At 72.9% G+C, this 17,275-nt stretch carries 13 protein-coding genes and 1 pseudogene; 13 read left to right on the plus strand and 1 reads right to left on the minus strand.

Annotated elements, in window-relative coordinates:
- Nucleotides 1-15 precede the first annotated feature (15 nt).
- The 7 genes and pseudogenes from ABJI51_RS17345 to ABJI51_RS17375 all read left to right on the plus strand — a co-directional run.
- Nucleotides 16-819 (plus strand): annotated as a pseudogene (locus ABJI51_RS17345) (alkaline phosphatase D family protein); the annotation flags it as partial.
- Nucleotides 820-934: 115 nt separating this feature from the next.
- Nucleotides 935-1,345, plus strand: a complete 411-nt coding sequence (gene ndk / locus ABJI51_RS17350; protein WP_348952061.1) for a nucleoside-diphosphate kinase — start codon at nucleotides 935-937, stop codon at nucleotides 1,343-1,345.
- A gap of 53 nt (nucleotides 1,346-1,398) precedes the next feature.
- Nucleotides 1,399-2,112 (plus strand): maleylpyruvate isomerase family mycothiol-dependent enzyme, encoded by a 714-nt coding sequence (locus tag ABJI51_RS17355; protein ID WP_348952063.1) that lies wholly within the window; start codon nucleotides 1,399-1,401, stop codon nucleotides 2,110-2,112.
- A 105-nt stretch (nucleotides 2,113-2,217) separates the two neighbouring features.
- Nucleotides 2,218-5,508: a phosphodiester glycosidase family protein gene (locus ABJI51_RS17360; RefSeq protein WP_348952064.1), complete on the plus strand. Its 3,291-nt coding sequence runs from the start codon at nucleotides 2,218-2,220 to the stop codon at nucleotides 5,506-5,508.
- 30 nt (nucleotides 5,509-5,538) lie between these two features.
- Complete coding sequence (locus tag ABJI51_RS17365; RefSeq protein ID WP_348952065.1) at nucleotides 5,539-6,495, plus strand: ABC transporter ATP-binding protein; 957 nt, start codon at nucleotides 5,539-5,541, stop codon at nucleotides 6,493-6,495.
- A 109-nt stretch (nucleotides 6,496-6,604) separates the two neighbouring features.
- The gene (locus ABJI51_RS17370) at nucleotides 6,605-7,411 is read left to right on the plus strand and encodes an ABC transporter permease (protein WP_348952066.1); all 807 of its coding nucleotides are present in this window, start codon (nucleotides 6,605-6,607) and stop codon (nucleotides 7,409-7,411) included.
- Nucleotides 7,411-8,241 (plus strand): ABC transporter permease, encoded by an 831-nt coding sequence (locus ABJI51_RS17375; protein WP_348952067.1) that lies wholly within the window; start codon nucleotides 7,411-7,413, stop codon nucleotides 8,239-8,241. The genes ABJI51_RS17370 and ABJI51_RS17375 overlap by 1 nt, the downstream gene beginning before the upstream one ends.
- A 153-nt stretch (nucleotides 8,242-8,394) precedes the next feature.
- Here ABJI51_RS17375 and ABJI51_RS17380 read toward each other — a convergent pair whose 3' ends face one another.
- Entirely contained in the window at nucleotides 8,395-9,825 is a 1,431-nt protein-coding gene (locus tag ABJI51_RS17380) for a S8 family peptidase (protein ID WP_348952068.1), read from the minus strand.
- Between the two features lie 548 nt (nucleotides 9,826-10,373).
- On the opposite strand from ABJI51_RS17380, the gene ABJI51_RS17385 reads away from it, so the two are divergent.
- The 6 genes from ABJI51_RS17385 (at nucleotide 10,374) to ABJI51_RS17410 (ending at nucleotide 17,194) form a co-directional block, all read left to right on the plus strand.
- The gene (locus tag ABJI51_RS17385; protein WP_348952069.1) at nucleotides 10,374-13,304 is read left to right on the plus strand and encodes a translation initiation factor IF-2 N-terminal domain-containing protein; all 2,931 of its coding nucleotides are present in this window, start codon (nucleotides 10,374-10,376) and stop codon (nucleotides 13,302-13,304) included.
- A 179-nt stretch (nucleotides 13,305-13,483) separates the two neighbouring features.
- Complete coding sequence (rplU, locus tag ABJI51_RS17390; protein ID WP_125315034.1) at nucleotides 13,484-13,798, plus strand: 50S ribosomal protein L21; 315 nt, start codon at nucleotides 13,484-13,486, stop codon at nucleotides 13,796-13,798.
- Nucleotides 13,799-13,837: 39 nt separating this feature from the next.
- Nucleotides 13,838-14,095, plus strand: a complete 258-nt coding sequence (rpmA, locus tag ABJI51_RS17395) for a 50S ribosomal protein L27 (RefSeq protein WP_348952070.1) — start codon at nucleotides 13,838-13,840, stop codon at nucleotides 14,093-14,095.
- A gap of 108 nt (nucleotides 14,096-14,203) precedes the next feature.
- The gene (gene obgE, locus ABJI51_RS17400; RefSeq protein ID WP_348952071.1) at nucleotides 14,204-15,655 is read left to right on the plus strand and encodes a GTPase ObgE; all 1,452 of its coding nucleotides are present in this window, start codon (nucleotides 14,204-14,206) and stop codon (nucleotides 15,653-15,655) included.
- The gene (gene proB, locus ABJI51_RS17405; RefSeq protein WP_348952072.1) at nucleotides 15,652-16,761 is read left to right on the plus strand and encodes a glutamate 5-kinase; all 1,110 of its coding nucleotides are present in this window, start codon (nucleotides 15,652-15,654) and stop codon (nucleotides 16,759-16,761) included. The genes obgE and proB overlap by 4 nt, the downstream gene beginning before the upstream one ends.
- Before the next feature lie 148 nt (nucleotides 16,762-16,909).
- A complete protein-coding gene (locus ABJI51_RS17410) occupies nucleotides 16,910-17,194 on the plus strand; it encodes a hypothetical protein (RefSeq protein ID WP_348952073.1) in 285 nt (94 codons plus the stop codon).
- Nucleotides 17,195-17,275 lie beyond the last annotated feature (81 nt).

Genomic DNA, 17,275 nt, shown 5'->3' on the forward strand with positions numbered 1-17,275 from the left:
GTTGGTTGACGCGCTTGGTGGGACCACGAGGTGCTGAACAACTGGTACCCGGGCAAGATCCTCGACAACCCGGCCTACACCGAGAAGCGCGTCGACGTGCTCGCGCCGCGGGCGTACCAGGCGTTCCACGAGTGGCACCCGATCGACCCGCACCAGGCCGTCGACGGGCGGGTCTACCGCAGTTTCCGCTACGGCTCGCGTGCCGAGATCTTCGTGCTGGACATGCGGACCTACCGCAACGCCAACACCGCGGACCAGACCAAGCCCGGGTACATCCTCGGCGACGCGCAGGCCCGCTGGCTGGCCGACGCGCTGGGCCGCAGCACGGCGACGTGGAAGATCGTCCAGGCGGACATGCCGCTGGGCCTGGTCGTCCCGGACGGCACCGCGATCGAGGCGGTGGCGAACAACCGGCCGGGCGCGCCGGGCGGCCGCGAGACCGAACTGGCGTGGGTGCTGCGGGAGATCCAGCGGCGCCGCGTGCGCAACGTCGTCTGGCTGACCGCCGACGTCCACTACACGGCCGCGCACCACTATTCGCCCGACCGGGCGGCGTTCCAGGACTTCGACCCGTTCTGGGAGTTCGTGTCCGGGCCGCTGAACGCCGGCGCGTTCGGGCCCAACGCCCTGGACCCGACGTTCGGCCCGGAAGCGGTGTTCGTGCACGCCCCGCCGTCGCCGAACACGTCCCCGATCGACGGCTTCCAGCACTTCGGCGAGCTGAACATCGACGGCGCGAGCGGCGACCTGACCGTGGACCTGCGCGACGCCACGGGCGCCTCGCTGTGGTCGAAGACGCTGCACCCGCAGGGCCGCTGAACGGGGTCGGCTACGCTCACGCGCACCGATACGCACAGCAACATCCGGGGCTCCGCCCCGAGCCGGGGGCTTCGCCACCCGGACCCCCGAAAGCAGGAGAAGGAGAAGCACCGTCGTGACTGAACGCACGCTGGTCCTGGTCAAGCCCGATGGCGTCGCGCGCGGCCTCGTCGGCGAGGTCATCTCGCGGATCGAGCGCAAGGGCCTCAAGCTCGCCGCCCTCGAGCTGCGGACCGTTCCGCAGGCACTGGCCGAGGAGCACTACGCCGAGCACAAGGAGCGTTCGTTCTTCGGCGAGCTGCTGGAGTTCATCACGTCGGGCCCGCTGGTCGCCATCGCCGTCGAGGGGCCGCGCGCGATCGCCGCGTTCCGCCAGCTCGCCGGCGGCACCGACCCGGTCGAGAAGGCCACCCCGGGCACCCTCCGCGGCGACTTCGCGCTGGAGACCCAGTACAACCTGGTGCACGGCTCGGACTCGCCGGAGTCGGCCGAGCGCGAGCTGAAGCTCTGGTTCCCCGACCTGTGACCGGCCCCGGGGCCGCGCACCCCGCGCGGCCCCGGTTCTCCCAGGGAGCACCCATGACGACGATGCCGTTCCCGGCCCGCGACTACCTGCCCGTGCTGGCGGAGCTGACCGCCGGGTTCACCGCCGCCCTGCGCACCGGCGACCCGGCCGCGCCCGTGCCCGACTGCGGCGACTGGACCCTCGCCGACCTCGGCACGCACCTCGGGAACGTCCATCGCTGGGCCGCCACCATCGTCACCACCGGGGAAGTGCAGCCCCAGAACTTCGAAACCGCACCCGGCGCCGACCTGACGTCCTGGTACGCCGAAAGCGCGCAGATCCTGCTCGACGTGCTCGGTGCCGCGGACCCGGAAGCCCCCTGCTGGCAGTTCACCGGCGCGGCGAGCATCAAGGCGTTCTGGTTCCGCCGCCAGGTGCACGAAACCGCCGTCCACCTCGCCGACGCCGGCGGCGGTCACCTGATCGGCCCGGCCGTGGCCGCGGACGGCGTCGACGAAGTCCTCGGCAGCTTCCTGCCCCGCGTGACGCGCTGGCACCCCGTGCCGCAGCTGCCCGGGCCGGTTACCCTGCACGCCACCGACACCGGCGACACGTGGACCGTCCACCCTGGCGAGCCGCCCGCGCTGGGCCCGGCCGCCGACGGCGCCGCGAGCGTCGAAGCCCCCGCGCGCGACCTGCTGCTGCGCCTGTGGAAGCGGACCGGCCCGGAGCCGCGCGTCGAGGGCGACGCCGCGAAGGCACTCCTCGCCGCACCCCTCACGCCGTGATGGTGTTCTAGACCATTCAGGCGGCGTTCACCGGGAAGCCTTCCCCCGGCCGGGCCACTGCGCTGTGCTGGTCCGGCTCGCTCTCACTCGATACTGGGGTACCTGGTGAAGAAGTCACTCCCGTTCGTCGCGCTGCTCGCGACGGCGTTCGTCGTCGTCCCCGCCCATGCCGACCCGCTTGCCGCGCCGCTCGGCACGCCACCGGTCGAGGCCGCGCCCGCCGCGTCGTCGGCGCACGAAGGCCCGGCCTTCGCCGCGGCGGATCCCGGCGACGGGCTCGTCACCGCCAGTGCGACCACCGCGGTCGCGCCCGGGCTGAACCTCACCCAGTTCGACCGGTTCGACCCGGCGGGGTGGATCCGCGGCGACACCCTCACCGTCGACCTCGGCAGCACGGTGCTCAGGCCTGCCTACCTCAGCCCCGGCACGGTCTCCGCGCGCACGCCGCTGTCGCAGCAGCTCGCGCGGGCGGGCGCGGTCGCCGGGGTGAACGGCGACTTCTTCGACATCAGCGCCACCGGCGCGCCGATCGGCGTCGGCATCGACCGCGGGCAGCTGCAGACCGCGCCCGCGGCCGGCCACAACCTCACCGCGTCGATCACCGCGGACGGCCGGGCCCGGCTCGCTTCGATCTTCCTCGACGCCACCGTGACGCTGCCCGGCGGCACAGTCAAGGCCACGAACTTCAACAGTCCCGTCCTCGGCCCCGACGCGATCGGCGTCTACACGCCGTTGTGGGGCGCGTCGGCCCGGCGGACGTCGGTGGCCGGGGCCCAGCGCGTCGTCGAGGTGGAGCTGCGCGACGGCGTCGTCACTCAGGTCCGGCCCGCGCCCGCGGACGGCCCGATCGCGGCGGGCACGACGCTGCTGCTGGCCCGCGAAGCCGGTGCGGACGCCCTCGCCGCACTCAAGCCCGGTGACGCGGTCGGCGTCACCTACGCGCCGCGCACGGACGCCGGGAAGATCGCGGTCGCGGTGGGCGGCAACGAAGTCCTGGTCCGCGACGGCGTCGTGCAGCCGGTCGACAACGTCGCCATGCACCCGCGGACCGCGGTCGGCTTCTCCGCCGACGGCCGCCGGATGTGGCTGGCCACTGTGGACGGACGGCAGGCCGACAGCCGCGGCATGACCGAGCTGGAACTGGCACGCCACCTGAAGAGCCTCGGCGCCGACGACGCGATCAACCTCGACGGCGGCGGGTCGTCGACGCTCCTGGCCCGCAACGAGGGCGAAGCCGCGCCGAGCGTCCGGAACTCGCCGTCCGACGGCGGGGAACGCCTGGTGCCCAACGGAATCGGCTTCACGACGGTGCCTGGCAGCGGCAGGCTCACCGGCTTCGCCCCGGCGCCGGTGGTGGCCGACGGCGACGCGACGCGCGTGCTGACCGGCCTGACCCGGCACCTGGCCGCCGGTGGCCACGACGAGACGGGTGCCGCGGTGGCCGCCGAACCACGCTGGAGCACCTCCGATCCCCGCCGCGCCACGGTGACCCGCGGAGTCGTCACCGGCCACGGTGCCGGCGGCGTCGACGTCCTGGCCCGGGCCGGCCGCGCGACCGGGAAGACGACGCTGTCGGTGCTGGGCAAGCCGGTCCGGCTGGGCACGAGCACCGAGCAGGTCGCGCTGTCGGGCGCGGGCGCGACCGGCACGTTCAAGGTCTTCGGCTACGACGCCGACGGATACGGCACCTGGCTGGAGCCCGACGACGTCAAGCTGGACTACGACCACTCGGTGGTGCGCGTCGAGCCCTCTGGCGACGGGTTCGCGGTCACCGCGCTGACCGCGTCCGGCGCGACCGCGATCACCGCCTCGGCCGCGGGCCTGACCACGCATCTGGCGGCATCGGCAGGCACCGTCGCGCAGGTGGCGGCCCCGCTGGACGGCCCGGCAGGCTGGTCGGCCACGGTGTACCCGGCGGTCGTCGGGGCCGCGCTGGCGGCGGCACCGGGCCGGGACGGTGGCCAGGGCCTCGCGCTGGACTACCGGCTGACCGGCACCACCGCGACGCGCGCGGCGTACGTGACGCCGTCGTCGCCGCTGGCGGTCCCGGCGGGCACCCGGAAGATCGGGCTGTGGGTGAACGGCGACGGCAAGGGCGCGTGGCTGCGGGCGGAACTGCGCGACGCGGCCAACGTCGCGTCCATTGTGGACCTTGCGCTCAGCGTCGACTGGACGGGCTGGCGGTACGTCACCGCGGCGGTCCCGGCCGGGCTGCCGTCCGGCCAGCGCCTGTCCCGCTTCTACGCCGTCGAGAACGTGCCGGACCAGCAGTACGAGGGCAGGCTGGTGTTCGACGACCTGACGTTCGAGGTGGCGCCGGTGACGGCCGTGCCCGCCGACCCGGCCCCGCGCGACCCGGCGCTGGTCACCGGCGGCGTTCCGGCGGGCGGCCTGCGCGTCGCGGTCGTCAGCGACGCCCAGTTCACCGCGGACGACCCGGCGGGCCCGCTGGTCGCCCAGGCCCGGCGCGCGCTGCGCGAAGCCGTGGCGGCGAAACCCGATCTGGTGCTGCTCAACGGCGACTTCGTCGACCGCGGCACGGCGCCCGACTTCGTGCTGGCGCGGCAGGTGATCACCGAGGAACTCGACGGCAAGGCGCCCTGGTACTACGTCCCGGGCAACCACGAGGCCGAGGGCGGCAACGGCCTCGCGAACTTCCAGGCCGCCTTCGGGGTGACGCACCAGGTCCTGGACGTGCACGGCATCCGGCTGGTGCTGCTGGACTCCTCACGCGGCACGCTGCGCGCTGGCGGGTTCGACCAGGTCCGGATGCTGCGCTCGGCGCTCGACTCGGCGGTGGCCGACCGGTCCGTCCGCGGGGTCGTCGTCGCCATGCACCACCCCGTGCAGGACCCGAGCCCGACGGGGAACTCGCAGCTCGGCGACCGGAAGGAAGCCACGCTGCTGACCCAGTGGCTCACCGGGTTCGAGCAGGCGTCGGGCAAGCCCGCCGCCGCGATTGCCTCGCACGCCGGGGTGTTCTCGCTGTCGCGCGTCGACGGCGTGCCGTACCTGGTCAACGGCAACTCGGGCAAGGCGCCGGCGGCGGCACCGGGCGACGGCGGCTTCGTCGGCTGGACGCTGGTGCGTGCCGACCCGGCGGACCGGGCCCAGCCGGTGCGCTTCAAGACCCGGCCGAACGTCGACTCGCTGGTGCTTTCCGGACCTGCCGGCATGGTGCGCGGGACGCGCGCCGAAGTTCGCGCTTCGGTGCTTCAGGGGACACGCGAGGTGCCGGTGGCGTACCCGGTGAGCGCGGAGTGGAAGGTCGAGGGCGGCGCGATCGCGTTCGACCCCACGACCGGCGTGCTGACGGCGGTGCGGCCGGGTGCCGCGCGGCTGTCGGTGACGGTCAACGGGGTGACGCGGACGCTGGTCGTGACGGTTCGCGGCTAAAGGGTTCGGTTTTTGTCGGTGGCGGGTCCTATGGTGCGGAGTGTGGACGAATCGGAGGACCGGGAACCGGCACTGGTGCAGGCCAAGGCCCTGGTGAAGCGTTTCGGCGAGTTCGAGGCCGTGCGCGGGATCGACGTGGAGGTGCGGCGCGGGGAGGCGTTCGGCTTCCTCGGCCCGAACGGCGCCGGGAAGTCGTCGACCATGCGGATGATCGCGTGCGTGTCACCCCGCACCGACGGCGATCTGCGCGTGCTCGGCCTCGACCCGGAGGTCGCCGGGCCCCGGATCCGCGCGCGCCTCGGCGTCGTGCCGCAGCAGGACAACCTGGACGTCGAGCTGACGGTCCGGGAGAACCTGCTGATCTACGGCCGGTACTTCGGGCTGTCGCGGGCGGCGGCCCGGCGGAAGGCCGCGGAGCTGCTGGAGTTCGCCCAGCTGAGTGATCGCGCCGACGACAAGGTCGACCCGCTCTCCGGCGGCATGAAGCGGCGGCTGACGATCGCGCGTTCGCTGGTCAACGATCCCGAGCTGCTCCTGCTCGACGAGCCGACGACGGGCCTCGACCCGCAGGCCCGCCACCTGCTGTGGGACCGGCTGTTCCGGCTCAAGGCCCAGGGCACGACGCTGATCGTCACCACGCACTACATGGACGAAGCGGAGCAGCTGTGCGACAGGCTGGTGGTCATGGACCACGGCCGCATCGCGGCGGAGGGGTCCCCGGCGGAGCTGATCAGCCGCTACTCGACGCGCGAGGTGGTCGAGCTGCGGTTCGCGTCGGGGGAGCAGGTGGCGGCGGCCCAGCAGGTCGAGGGGCTCGCGTCCCGGGTGGAGGTGCTCCCGGACCGGGTCCTGCTCTACAGCGACGACGGCGAGGACACCTTGGAGCGGGCGCATTCCCGCGGGGTGCGGCCGCTGTCGAGCCTGGTGCGGCGCAGTTCCCTGGAGGACGTGTTCCTCCGGCTGACCGGCCGGACGTTGGTGGACTGATGGGAATGTTGCTCGCCTGCGCGCCCGGCTCCGCTGTCCTGAATGACTCGTTCAGGACCTCCCGGGACCTGAATGAGTCATTCAGGACACTGCGGCCCGGGAGGTGCCCGTGACCACCGTGGCTTCCACCGGCCGCGTCGTCGGCAAGTGGCACGGCGCCTGGCTGCGCGTCGAGGGGTACTGGACCTGGTACCGCCGCCACTGGCTGTCCACTTTGTACTCCACCGGCCTGCAGCCGGTGCTCTTCCTCGCCGCGATGGGCCTCGGGTTCGGCTCGCAGGTCCGGCCCGGCGCGGTCACCGGCGGCCTGTCCTACCTGCAGTACATCGCGCCCGCGCTGCTCGCGGCCGGTGCCGCGCAGCAGGCGGTCGGCGAGTCGAGCTATCCCGTCCTCTCCGGCTTCAAGTGGCAGAAGGACTACCTCGCCGTCACCGCCACGCCGGTGTCGCCGGGCCAGGTGTTCGGCGGTCACCTGATCTGGTCGGCCATCCGGCTGACCCTGGCGGGCGCGATCTACGCGTTCGTCGCGCTGTTCTTCGGCGCCTGGACCGGGCCGGGGGTGCTGCTGGTGATCGTCGCGGGCACGGTCACCGGGCTCGCCTGCACCACGCCGATGGCCGCGTTCGCCGCGCGGACGTTCGACGAGGGCCAGCGGTTCGGCCTGATCTTCCGCTTCGTGCTGATGCCGATGACGCTGTTCTCCGGCACGTTCTTCCCGATCTCCCAGCTGCCCGCCGTGATCCGCTGGCTGGCCTGGATTTCCCCGCTGTGGCACGGGACGCAGCTGGCCCGCGGCGTGAGTGTCGGCGGGGTCGGCGGCTGGGCGATGCTCGGCCACTTCGCGGTGCTGGCGGCGCTGTTCGCGGCCGGGTGGGTGCTGGCGCACCGGGCCTTCTACCGGAGGCTGGTGGTCTGATGGTGAGCGTCCAAGCCCCGCCGCGGCGCGTCGGGCTGCTGCTGCGGGTCCTGCCGCCCGGGCTGTACGCGGGCCGCGCGCGCACGCTCGTCGAGCGGGCGGTCATGGTGTACGCCGGCAACCGGCTGATCCTGCTGTCCGGCGCGGCCGAACCCCTGCTGTACCTGCTGGCGTTCCAGCTCGGGTTCGGCAGGCTGGTCACGGAGGTGGCCGGCCCCGACGGCCGCCCGATGAGCTACGTCGCGTTCGTGGCCCCGGCGCTGCTGGCGACGTCGGCGATGAACGGCGCCATCTTCGAGGCGACCTACAATCTGTTCTTCAAGCTGCGCTACGCCAAGCTGTACGACGCGATGCTGGCCACCCCGATCGGCCCGCTGGACGTGGCCATGGGCGAAATCGGCTGGGCGATGACCCGCGGCGGCCTCTACGCGGTGGCGTTCCTGGTGGTCGCGGCGGCGATGGGACTGCTGGCGTCGTGGTGGGCGCTGCTGATGATCCCGGCGGTCCTGCTGGTGGGGCTGGCGTTCTCGGCGATCGGCATGGCACTGGTGACGTTCCTGCGCTCGACGGCCCAGTTCGACTACATCCAGCTGGTGCTGACCCCGATGTTCCTCTTCGCGACGACGTTCTTCCCGCTGTCGGTGTACTCCGAGCCGCTGCAGTGGGTGGTCCGCTGCCTCCCGCTGTACCACGCGATCGAGCTGATGCGCGGCCTGGCGACCGGCATCCTGTCCGGCAGCATGCTGGTCAACCTCGCGTACCTGCTGGCCCTGGGCGCGGTGGGCCTGTGGGCCTCGACGCGCCGCATCGCGAAACTCCTCCTGACGTGATGCCCCGCCAATCACGCGTGATGCCCGCCCAGTCACGTGAGATGCCCGCCCAGTCACGTGAGTTCCGTGTCCAGTCACGTGAGTTCCGTGCCCAGTCACGTGAGTTCCGTGCTCAATCACGCGAGTTCCGGGTCCCGTCACCGGCCGGACGGCTCACCGGGCCGGATCGGGTCGCCCGTCCCGCGGGGCGACGGCGGCCAGCGCGTCGACCATCCCGTGCCCGTAGAACCCGTTGTACCCCTCGTACCCCGCGCAGTAGGCGTCCTGCAGCCCGTCGCCGGTGAGGTCGTAGTCGGCGGGACACGGCATCGGCATGGCCTGCCGGTCGAGGGTCCGGCGCAGCTGCCGCGGCCCGGCGTTCTCCGCCTGCGACGCCAGCAGCGCCAGCACGCCGGTGACGTGCGGGGCGGCCATCGACGTGCCGCACAGCGGCGCGTACCCGCCCGGAACCGTCGACAGCACGCAGTCGCCCTGCTCGCCGCCGGGGGCCGTGACGTCGATCACGCCCAGCCCGTACGAGCTGTAGCCCGCCTTGACGCGGTCGGCCCCGACGGCCGACACCGCGACGACGTCCCGCAGCGCCGCGGGCAGCGCCTCGCAGCCGGTGCCCGCGCCGGGCGAGCCGGACCGTGCCGACGGGGTCAGGTCCACGGCCTCGTTCGTCGCCGCCGCGACGTTCAGGGTGCCCGCCGACGTGCTGTACTCCACGGCACGGGCCAGCACTTCGTGCACCACGCCGCGGTCGTTGCCGCGGATGCACGACAACGTCCACGGGTTGACGAAGAAGCTGCTGTTCGTCAGCCGCATGTGCCGCGCGGCCGCCCACATCAGGCCGCACACCGCGGCTTCGGGGTCGGCGTAGCCGCGGTCGTCGATCACCTTCACCGACGCCACCCGCACCCCGGGCGCCACACCTGTCACGCCGTGCCCGTCGTCGGCGGCCGCGATGATGCCCGCGACGTGCGTGCCGTGCACCGACGTCGTCGGGGCCCACGCCGCCGCCGAGCGGTCCGGGGCGCCGGTCAGGCAGCCTGCCGAGTCGTCGCGGTCGAGTGCCGCGCTCAGGTCGGGATGGTCCGGGTCGATGCCGGAGTCGAGCACGCCGACGACGACGTCGCGGCTGCCGCCCGACAGGGCACGGGCGCGGTCCGCGTGGATCATCTGCATGTCCCACTGCCGTGCGCCGAGGTCCGCGGTGGGGACGCGGTCGGGGTCCGTCGGCGGCAGGACCGCCCGCGCGGGCTGGGGCCTGGCCGTTTCCGTGGCGCGCTGGGCGGCCAGCCGCTCGGCCTGGGCGCTGAACGCCCGGTCGAGGCCCATCAGCTCGCCGAAGCGCGGGTCGCCGGACGTGGCGACGGCCACCGCGATCTGGGGGTAGTACACCGTGGTCGCGCCGCAGGCTTCGGTGATCTGCCGCCGCGCCGCGGGCTCGGCGGTGCCGCGGTCGACTGCGACGACGTAGCGCAGGGCCCGGCCGTGGCCGCAGGCAGGCTCCTCGGCCGCCGCCGGACCGGCGGCGACGCATCCCGAAAACGCCAGGACGACGCCCACGACCGCCCGCAGCGGCCGCGCCAGCAGGGACACCGGACCTCCCACCGGAATGCAGGAACCGCGGGGGCCGGCGCGCGAGCTCCCGGCCACCCCGAGGCGCACGGTAGCCACCCGGTGCCCGGCGGACAAGCGCTACGGCCAAGTTCGCCCGGCCGGTGGCCCTCCCGGGTGGTGCGGCGCGCCCGGACAGCCTGCGCGTAGGTACCGAGTACACCGGAGCAGTCACCCGGTGTGGGATACTCGGGGTGGCCGCTGGGCCGCGGGGCGCACGTGAGAGGTGCTGCCTGTGGCGTGGGGGCCCGGTGATGTGCGTGAACTCCCGCGACGCGTCGCCGCCCGCGAACCGGGTGGCTGGACGACGTGGCGGGCGGCCCGGGGGCCGCGAGTGCCTCGCGTACGCCGCCGAGCAGACCTTTGACCGGGTTGCGCGCCGCCGGAAGCGGTGGTGCGGCGCCCGGTCGTCGGGCAAGGATTCCCGCCGCTGGTGACCACCACGGCGGAACGAACAGAAAGGGGCCCCTGCGCGGCCGCGTCCCTGCCGGTGTGCACCGGCAGACGCGCCCGGGGGCGGAAGGTGCCACATGTCGAACGCGGAAACACCCGCCGAGCACACCGGCGGGAATCCCGCCACACCCGCGAGCGGCCCGCTGGCCGACCTGCCTGCCCGGATCCGGGTGCACGCGCTGGCCAAGCTGCTCGAGTCGCACAGCCGGGACGTCCTCGCGAAGCTGGCCGAGCTGGGCGAAAGCGTCCGCAGCGCGCAGTCGAGCGTGACCAGGGACGTCGCGCTCAAGGTGGCCGGGGCCTTCGCCCCGGCCGAGGGTGAGCAGGCGGCCGAAGCCCCTCAGGAAGCCGCCGACCAGCCGGTTCCGGCCGCCGAGGAGCCGCAGCCCGATCTCCCGCCGGTGCCCGAGGTGCCGGTCGCCGAGGCCGAGAAGCCGCGCCCCCGGCAGAAGACCCGCGCGCACCTGCCGGTGTTCGCCGCGCCGTCGCCGGTCTTCCTGCCGCCGGAGCCGGTCGAGCCCGCGGTGAAGCCTGCCCGCCGTCCGGCCGACCCGTTCGCCGAACCGGAGCTCCGCCCGGAGCCCGAGGCGGCGGAGGAGGAGACCGAAGACACCACGCCGGTCGCCGAGGACGACGGCGAGGACGGCGGCAGCCGCCGTCGCCGCCGCCGGGGCCGTCGCGGCCGGGGCCGGGGCAAGGGCGCCGAGGGCGGCGACGAGACCGCCGAGACCGAGGACGAGCAGGCCGAGGAGCCGCGCCGCAAGGGCCGCAACGGGGACGAAAAGCCCGAAGCGGACACCGAAGAGGCCGAGGAAGCCGCCGCGGAGACCGAGGCCGAGAGCGACACCGACGAGAGCGAGGGCGGCAGCCGCCGTCGCCGCCGCCGTCGTCGCCGCAAGGGCTCGGACGGCGACGAGGCCGAGAGCACCGACGATCCGCCCAACACCGTCACGCACGTCCGCCAGGCCAAGACCGAGGCCGAGCGCCCGGCGCGCGACGAGGTCCGCAGCGTCCGCGGCTCGACCCGGCTGGAGGCCAAGCGCCAGCGCCGCCGCGACGGCCGCGAGGCGGGCCGCCGCCGTGCCCCGATCCTGTCCGAGGCCGAGTTCCTGGCCCGCCGCGAGTCGGTCGAGCGCACGATGGTCGTCGCCGAGCACGGCGACTCGACGCAGATCGCGGTGCTGGAGGACGGCGTCCTCGTCGAGCACTTCGTGACGCAGTCGGGCTCCGGCTCGATCGTCGGCAACGTCTACCTGGGCCGCGTCCAGAACGTGCTGCCGAGCATGGAGGCCGCGTTCATCGACATTGGCCGCGGCCGCAACGCCGTGCTCTACGCCGGCGAGGTCGACTGGGACGCCGCCGGCCTGGAGGGCAAGGCCCGCAAGATCGAGCAGGCGCTGTCCACCGGCGACTCGGTGCTGGTCCAGGTCACCAAGGACCCGGTCGGGCACAAGGGCGCCCGGCTGACCACCCAGATCTCGCTGCCCGGCCGCTTCCTGGTCTACGTGCCCGCGGGCGGCGCCACCGGCATCTCCCGCAAGCTGCCGGAGAACGAGCGCCGCCGGCTCAAGGACATCCTCAAGCGGATCGTCCCGGAGGACGCGGGCGTCATCATCCGCACCGCCTCCGAGGGCATCAGCGAGGAGGAGCTGGCCCGCGACGTCGACCGGCTGAAGGCCCAGTGGGACGTCATCAAGGAGAAGGCCGAGGCGGGCGCGAACCGCAAGGGCGGCGCGCCGACCATGCTCTACGAAGAGCCGGACCTGCTGGTCAAGGTCGTGCGTGACCTGTTCACCGAGGACTTCGCCAAGCTCGAGGTCCAGGGCGACAAGGCGTGGGAGACGATCGAGGCCTACGTCCGGCACGTCGCGCCGGACCTGACCGACCGGCTCAAGCGCTACACCGGCACCGGCAACGCGTTCGCCGACCACCGGATCGACGAGCAGATCACCAAGGCGCTCGACCGCAAGGTCTGGCTGCCCAGCGGCGGCTACCTGGTCATCGACCGCACCGAGGCGATGACGGTGATCGACGTCAACACCGGCAAGTTCACCGGATCGGGTGGCAACCTCGAGGAGACGGTGACCCGCAACAACCTGGAGTCGGCGGAGGAGATCGTCCGCCAGCTCCGGCTGCGGGACATCGGCGGCATCATCGTGATCGACTTCATCGACATGGTGCTCGAGTCCAACCGCGAGCTGGTGCTGCGCCGCCTCACCGAGTGCCTCGGCCGCGACCGCACCCGCCACCAGGTCGCCGAGGTCACCTCGCTCGGCCTGGTGCAGATGACCCGCAAGAAGATCGGCACGGGCCTGCTGGAGGCGTTCTCGACGCCGTGCGAGCACTGCAAGGGCCGGGGCGTGCTCGTCTCGACCGAGCTGCAGCGCACCGGCGGCGGCTCGCACTCCCACGGCGGGAACGGCAACGGCAACGGTGGCGGTGGCGGCGGCGGGGAGAAGAGCTCCCGCCGGTCGCGGGGCCGCGGCGGCAAGGGCGAGGAGGCCGCCAAGGAGCAGGCCGAAGCCGCCAAGGCCGAGGTGCACGCGGTGCCGCCGCCGGAGAAGCGCGAGTCGATCGCGTCGGCGGTGGCGGCGATGGCGAACGCCTCCAAGGCCGCCAAGGAGCACGACCACGGCCCGCTGAACGGCAACGGGCACGTCCCGGAGCCTGCCAAGGAGATCGCGGACGTCCCGGCGACCACGGAGGCGGACGAGACTCCGGTGACGGCCGAACCGCCCGCCGAGCCCGCCCAGGAGGTCGCCGGCACGCCGGTGACGACCGAAGCGGACGAGCTGCCGGTGCCGCAGGACGAGGAGCCGGCGGTCGAGCAGTCCCCGGCCCCGGAACCGGCTGAAGAGCCGGTCACGTCGTCGGCGGCCGGGGAACCGGTCGCCGAACCCGAGGTCAGCGTGCCCGAACCGGCCGTGCGCTCCACCCGGCGCCGTCCGCGCCGGGCGGCGTCGCGCCCGGCGGGCCCGCCGGTGCACGCCTCGGACCAGAGCAACTGAACACAGAGCTGTTGACCAACTAGGGGACCCCGGTGGTAACGCACCGGGGCACCCCACGTAACCTGTAGTACGGCCTGCCACCAGAGCAGGTCGCCTGCGCGAGTCCTGGACCGCCGTTTCCACCAGGTGGGCCGGTCGCGCGAGCCCCCACCCATTGTCGAGTAATGCAGGAGACTTCCGTGTCGGCGTACGCGATCGTCAAGACCGGCGGCAAGCAGTACAAGGTGGCCGTCGGCGACGTCGTCGAGGTCGAGAAGCTCGAGGGCGAGCCGGGCACCGAGCACACCTTCCCCGCCGTGCTGTTCGTGGACGGTGGCGAGGTCACCACGGACGCCGACGCGTTGGCGAAGGTCTCGGTCACCGGCAAGGTCGTCGAGCAGACCAAGGGTCCGAAGATCCGGATCCACAAGTTCAAGAACAAGACGGGCTACCACAAGCGCCAGGGTCACCGGCAGAAGCTGACCCGCGTCGAGGTCACCGCCATCTCCAAGTAGTTCTGCTCCGGATCTTCGCTTCAGAAAGAGGATTGAGCTATGGCTCACAAGAAGGGTGCGTCCAGCTCCCGCAACGGTCGTGACTCGAACGCGCAGCGCCTCGGCGTCAAGCGCTACGGCGGCCAGGAAGTCAACGCGGGCGAGATCCTGATCCGCCAGCGCGGCACCAAGTTCCACCCCGGCGTGAACGTCGGCCGTGGCGGCGACGACACGCTGTTCGCCCTGGCCGCCGGCGCGGTCAAGTTCGGCGAGAAGCGCGGCCGCAAGACGGTCAACATCGTGCCAGTCGAGGCCTGAGTTTCGGCTTCGAGTTAGACCTCTGACGAGGGGTGGGGCCGGAATATCCGGTGCCACCCCTCGTTTGTTTTGTTCGAAACCTTTCCGCGAGTGAAGTGAGGCAATGTCATGGCGTCCCGGTTCGTGGACCGCGCGGTCATCCACCTGACCGCCGGTGACGGGGGCAACGGCTGTGCCTCGGTGCACCGCGAGAAGTTCAAGCCCCTCGGCGGCCCGGACGGCGGCAACGGCGGCAACGGCGGCGACGTCCTGCTGGTCGTCGACCCGAACGTGCACACCCTGCTGGACTTCCACTTCCGCCCGCACGCCAAGGCCGGCAACGGCAAGATGGGCCAGGGCGGCAACCGCGCGGGCGCGGCGGGGGAGACGCTGGTGATGAAGGTGCCGTCCGGCACCGTCGTGTTCACCGAGGACGGTGAGCTGGTCGCCGACCTGATCGGGCCGGGCACCACGTTCGTCGCCGCCCAGGGCGGCCGCGGCGGCCTCGGCAACGCCGCGCTGGCGTCCAAGGCCCGCAAGGCGCCCGGGTTCGCGCTGCTGGGGGAACCGGGCGAGTCCCGCAACCTCGTCCTGGAGCTGCGCTCGGTCGCCGACGTCGGCCTCCTCGGGTTCCCGTCCGCGGGCAAGTCGTCGCTGATCTCGGTGCTGTCCGCGGCCAAGCCGAAGATCGCCGACTACCCGTTCACCACGCTGGTGCCGAACCTCGGCGTCATCACCGGCGGCGACACGGTGTTCACGATGGCCGACGTGCCCGGCCTGATCCCCGGCGCGTCCGAAGGCAAGGGCCTCGGCCTGGACTTCCTGCGGCACATCGAGCGCTGCGCGGTGCTGGTGCACGTCGTCGACTGCGCGACGCTCGAACCCGGCCGCGATCCGCTGTCCGATGTGGACGCTCTGGAAGCGGAACTGGCCAAGTACACGCCGGGCCTCGGCGGCAAGCTGGAGGAGCGGCCACGGGTCGTCGTCCTCAACAAGATCGACATCCCGGAGGCGGCCGAGCTCGCCGAGTTCGTCCGGCCGGAGTTCGAAGCACGCGGCCTGCAGGTGTTCGAGGTCTCGACGGCGTCGCGCAAGGGCCTGCGGGAGCTGACCTTCGCCCTCGCGGCGATCGTCGAGAAGTACCGCGAGGCGCAGCCGGTGCTGGAGCCGGAGAAGATCGTCCTGCGGCCCGCGGCCGTCGACGACACCGGCTTCACCGTCGAGGTCGACCCCGAAGAGGAGGGCGCGTTCATCGTCCGCGGCGCCCGCCCGGAGCGCTGGATCCGCCAGACCGACTTCGGCAACGACGAGGCGGTCGGCTACCTCGCCGACCGGCTCAACCGCCTCGGCGTCGAGGACGAGCTGGCCAAGCTCGGCGCGCAGCCCGGCAGCCCGGTCACGATCGGCGACGTCCAGTTCGAGTGGGCGCCGTCGACGCCGAGCGTCGCGATGCACCTGTCCGGGCGCGGCACCGACGTCCGGCTGGAGCGCAACGACCGCATCAGCGCGACCGAGCGCAAGGAAGCCCGCCGGATCCGGCGGTCCGGTGAGTCCGGCGACGACCTGGACGCCGACGAGTGAGCGGCACCCGGCAGGCCATCGCCGCGGCGCGGCGCCTGGTGGTCAAGGTCGGCTCGTCGGCGCTGACCACGGCGGGCAGCGGCCTCGACGTGGCCCGGCTGGACGCGCTGGTCGACGCGATCGCCGAGCGCGTCGCCCGCGACACGCAGATCGTCCTGGTGTCCTCGGGCGCGATCGGCGCGGGACTGGCGCCGCTGTCCCTCGGCAAGCGGCCGCGTGACCTGGCCACCCAGCAGGCGGCGGCGAGCGTCGGCCAGCTGGCGCTGGCGCACGCGTACGCGGAGTCGTTCGGGCGGTACTCGCTGACGGTCGGGCAGGTCCTGCTGACGTCCGACGACGTCGTCCGCCGTTCGCACTACCGGAACGCGCAGCGGACGTTCTCCCGGCTGCTGGCCCTGGGCGCGGTCCCGGTGGTCAACGAGAACGACACGGTGGCGACCGAGGAGATCCGCTTCGGCGACAACGACCGCTTGGCGGCACTGGTGGCCCACCTGATCGGCGCGGACGCGCTGGTCCTGCTGTCCGATGTGGACGGCCTGTACGACGGAGACCCGCGCCACGGCGCGACCCGCAAGCTCACCGAGGTCCTCTCGGAGTCCGATGTGGACGGAATCTCGGTCGGCATGTCCAGCTCGGGCCTGGGCACGGGCGGAATGGTCTCGAAGCTGGCGGCCGCCCGCACGGCGGCGGGCGCGGGCATCCCGGTCCTGCTGGCGGCGGCCTCGGAGGCCTCGGCGGCGCTGACGTCGGCGTCCCCGGGAACGGCGTTCGCCCCGGCGGACACGCGCCTGTCGGCCCGCCGGTTCTGGCTGGGCTACGCGGCGGACACGACGGGCAGGCTCCGCCTCGACGACGGAGCGGTGACGGCGGTGGTCCGCCGCCGCCGCTCCCTGCTGGCGGCGGGCATCACGGGCGTGGAAGGCGACTTCCAGGCAGGCGACGTGGTCGACCTGGTGGATGCGAAGGACCGCCCGGTGGCCCGCGGAGTGGTGGCGTTCGACGCCACGGAACTCCCGGACCTGATCGGCCACTCGACCCCGGAACTCCCGGAGGAGCACCGCCGAGAGGTCGTCCACGCCGACGACCTGGTCCCGCTGCGCCGCTAGCCCGGCGATCGCGGAAACGACGTTCGCAAAACCCGGAAAACGACGTGATCCGTAGCGCAAGCTGCCTTCGCCGCGCCATCGTGACGGCACATTGACAACCTCATCATTGAAGGTGGCTGTGCACACGAAAATCGGCAGGACCGTCCGGATGACCGCACTGGCGCTCGTTCTGGCTGCGGGCACCGGCGTCGCGCTCGGGACGACGCCCGCGAGCGCCGACTCCGCTCAGTTCGACGTCGAACTCAGTTCCCGGTCCCCGCAGCGGCCCGAGTGGAACGCCGCGGCAGCGGAATCGAAGCCCCGGGCTGACAAGCGGTGCTTCGAGCTGTACAAGTTCCGGGCCCGCGAGACCCAGCCCGTGCAGCTCGGGGGCTTCCCGCGCGGAGACGGCAGCTGGGCCTGGTTCATGCAGTGGCGTTGCCTCAGCAACTAGTGCTTCACCCAGGAACGCCGGCCGGTTCCTGACCGGCCGGCGTCCGGCCGGGCATCACCGTGTCGTCCTCCCCATCACCCG

The sequence above is a fragment of the Amycolatopsis melonis genome, assembly GCF_040064235.1.
Classification (GTDB): Bacteria; Actinomycetota; Actinomycetes; order Mycobacteriales; family Pseudonocardiaceae; genus Amycolatopsis; species Amycolatopsis melonis.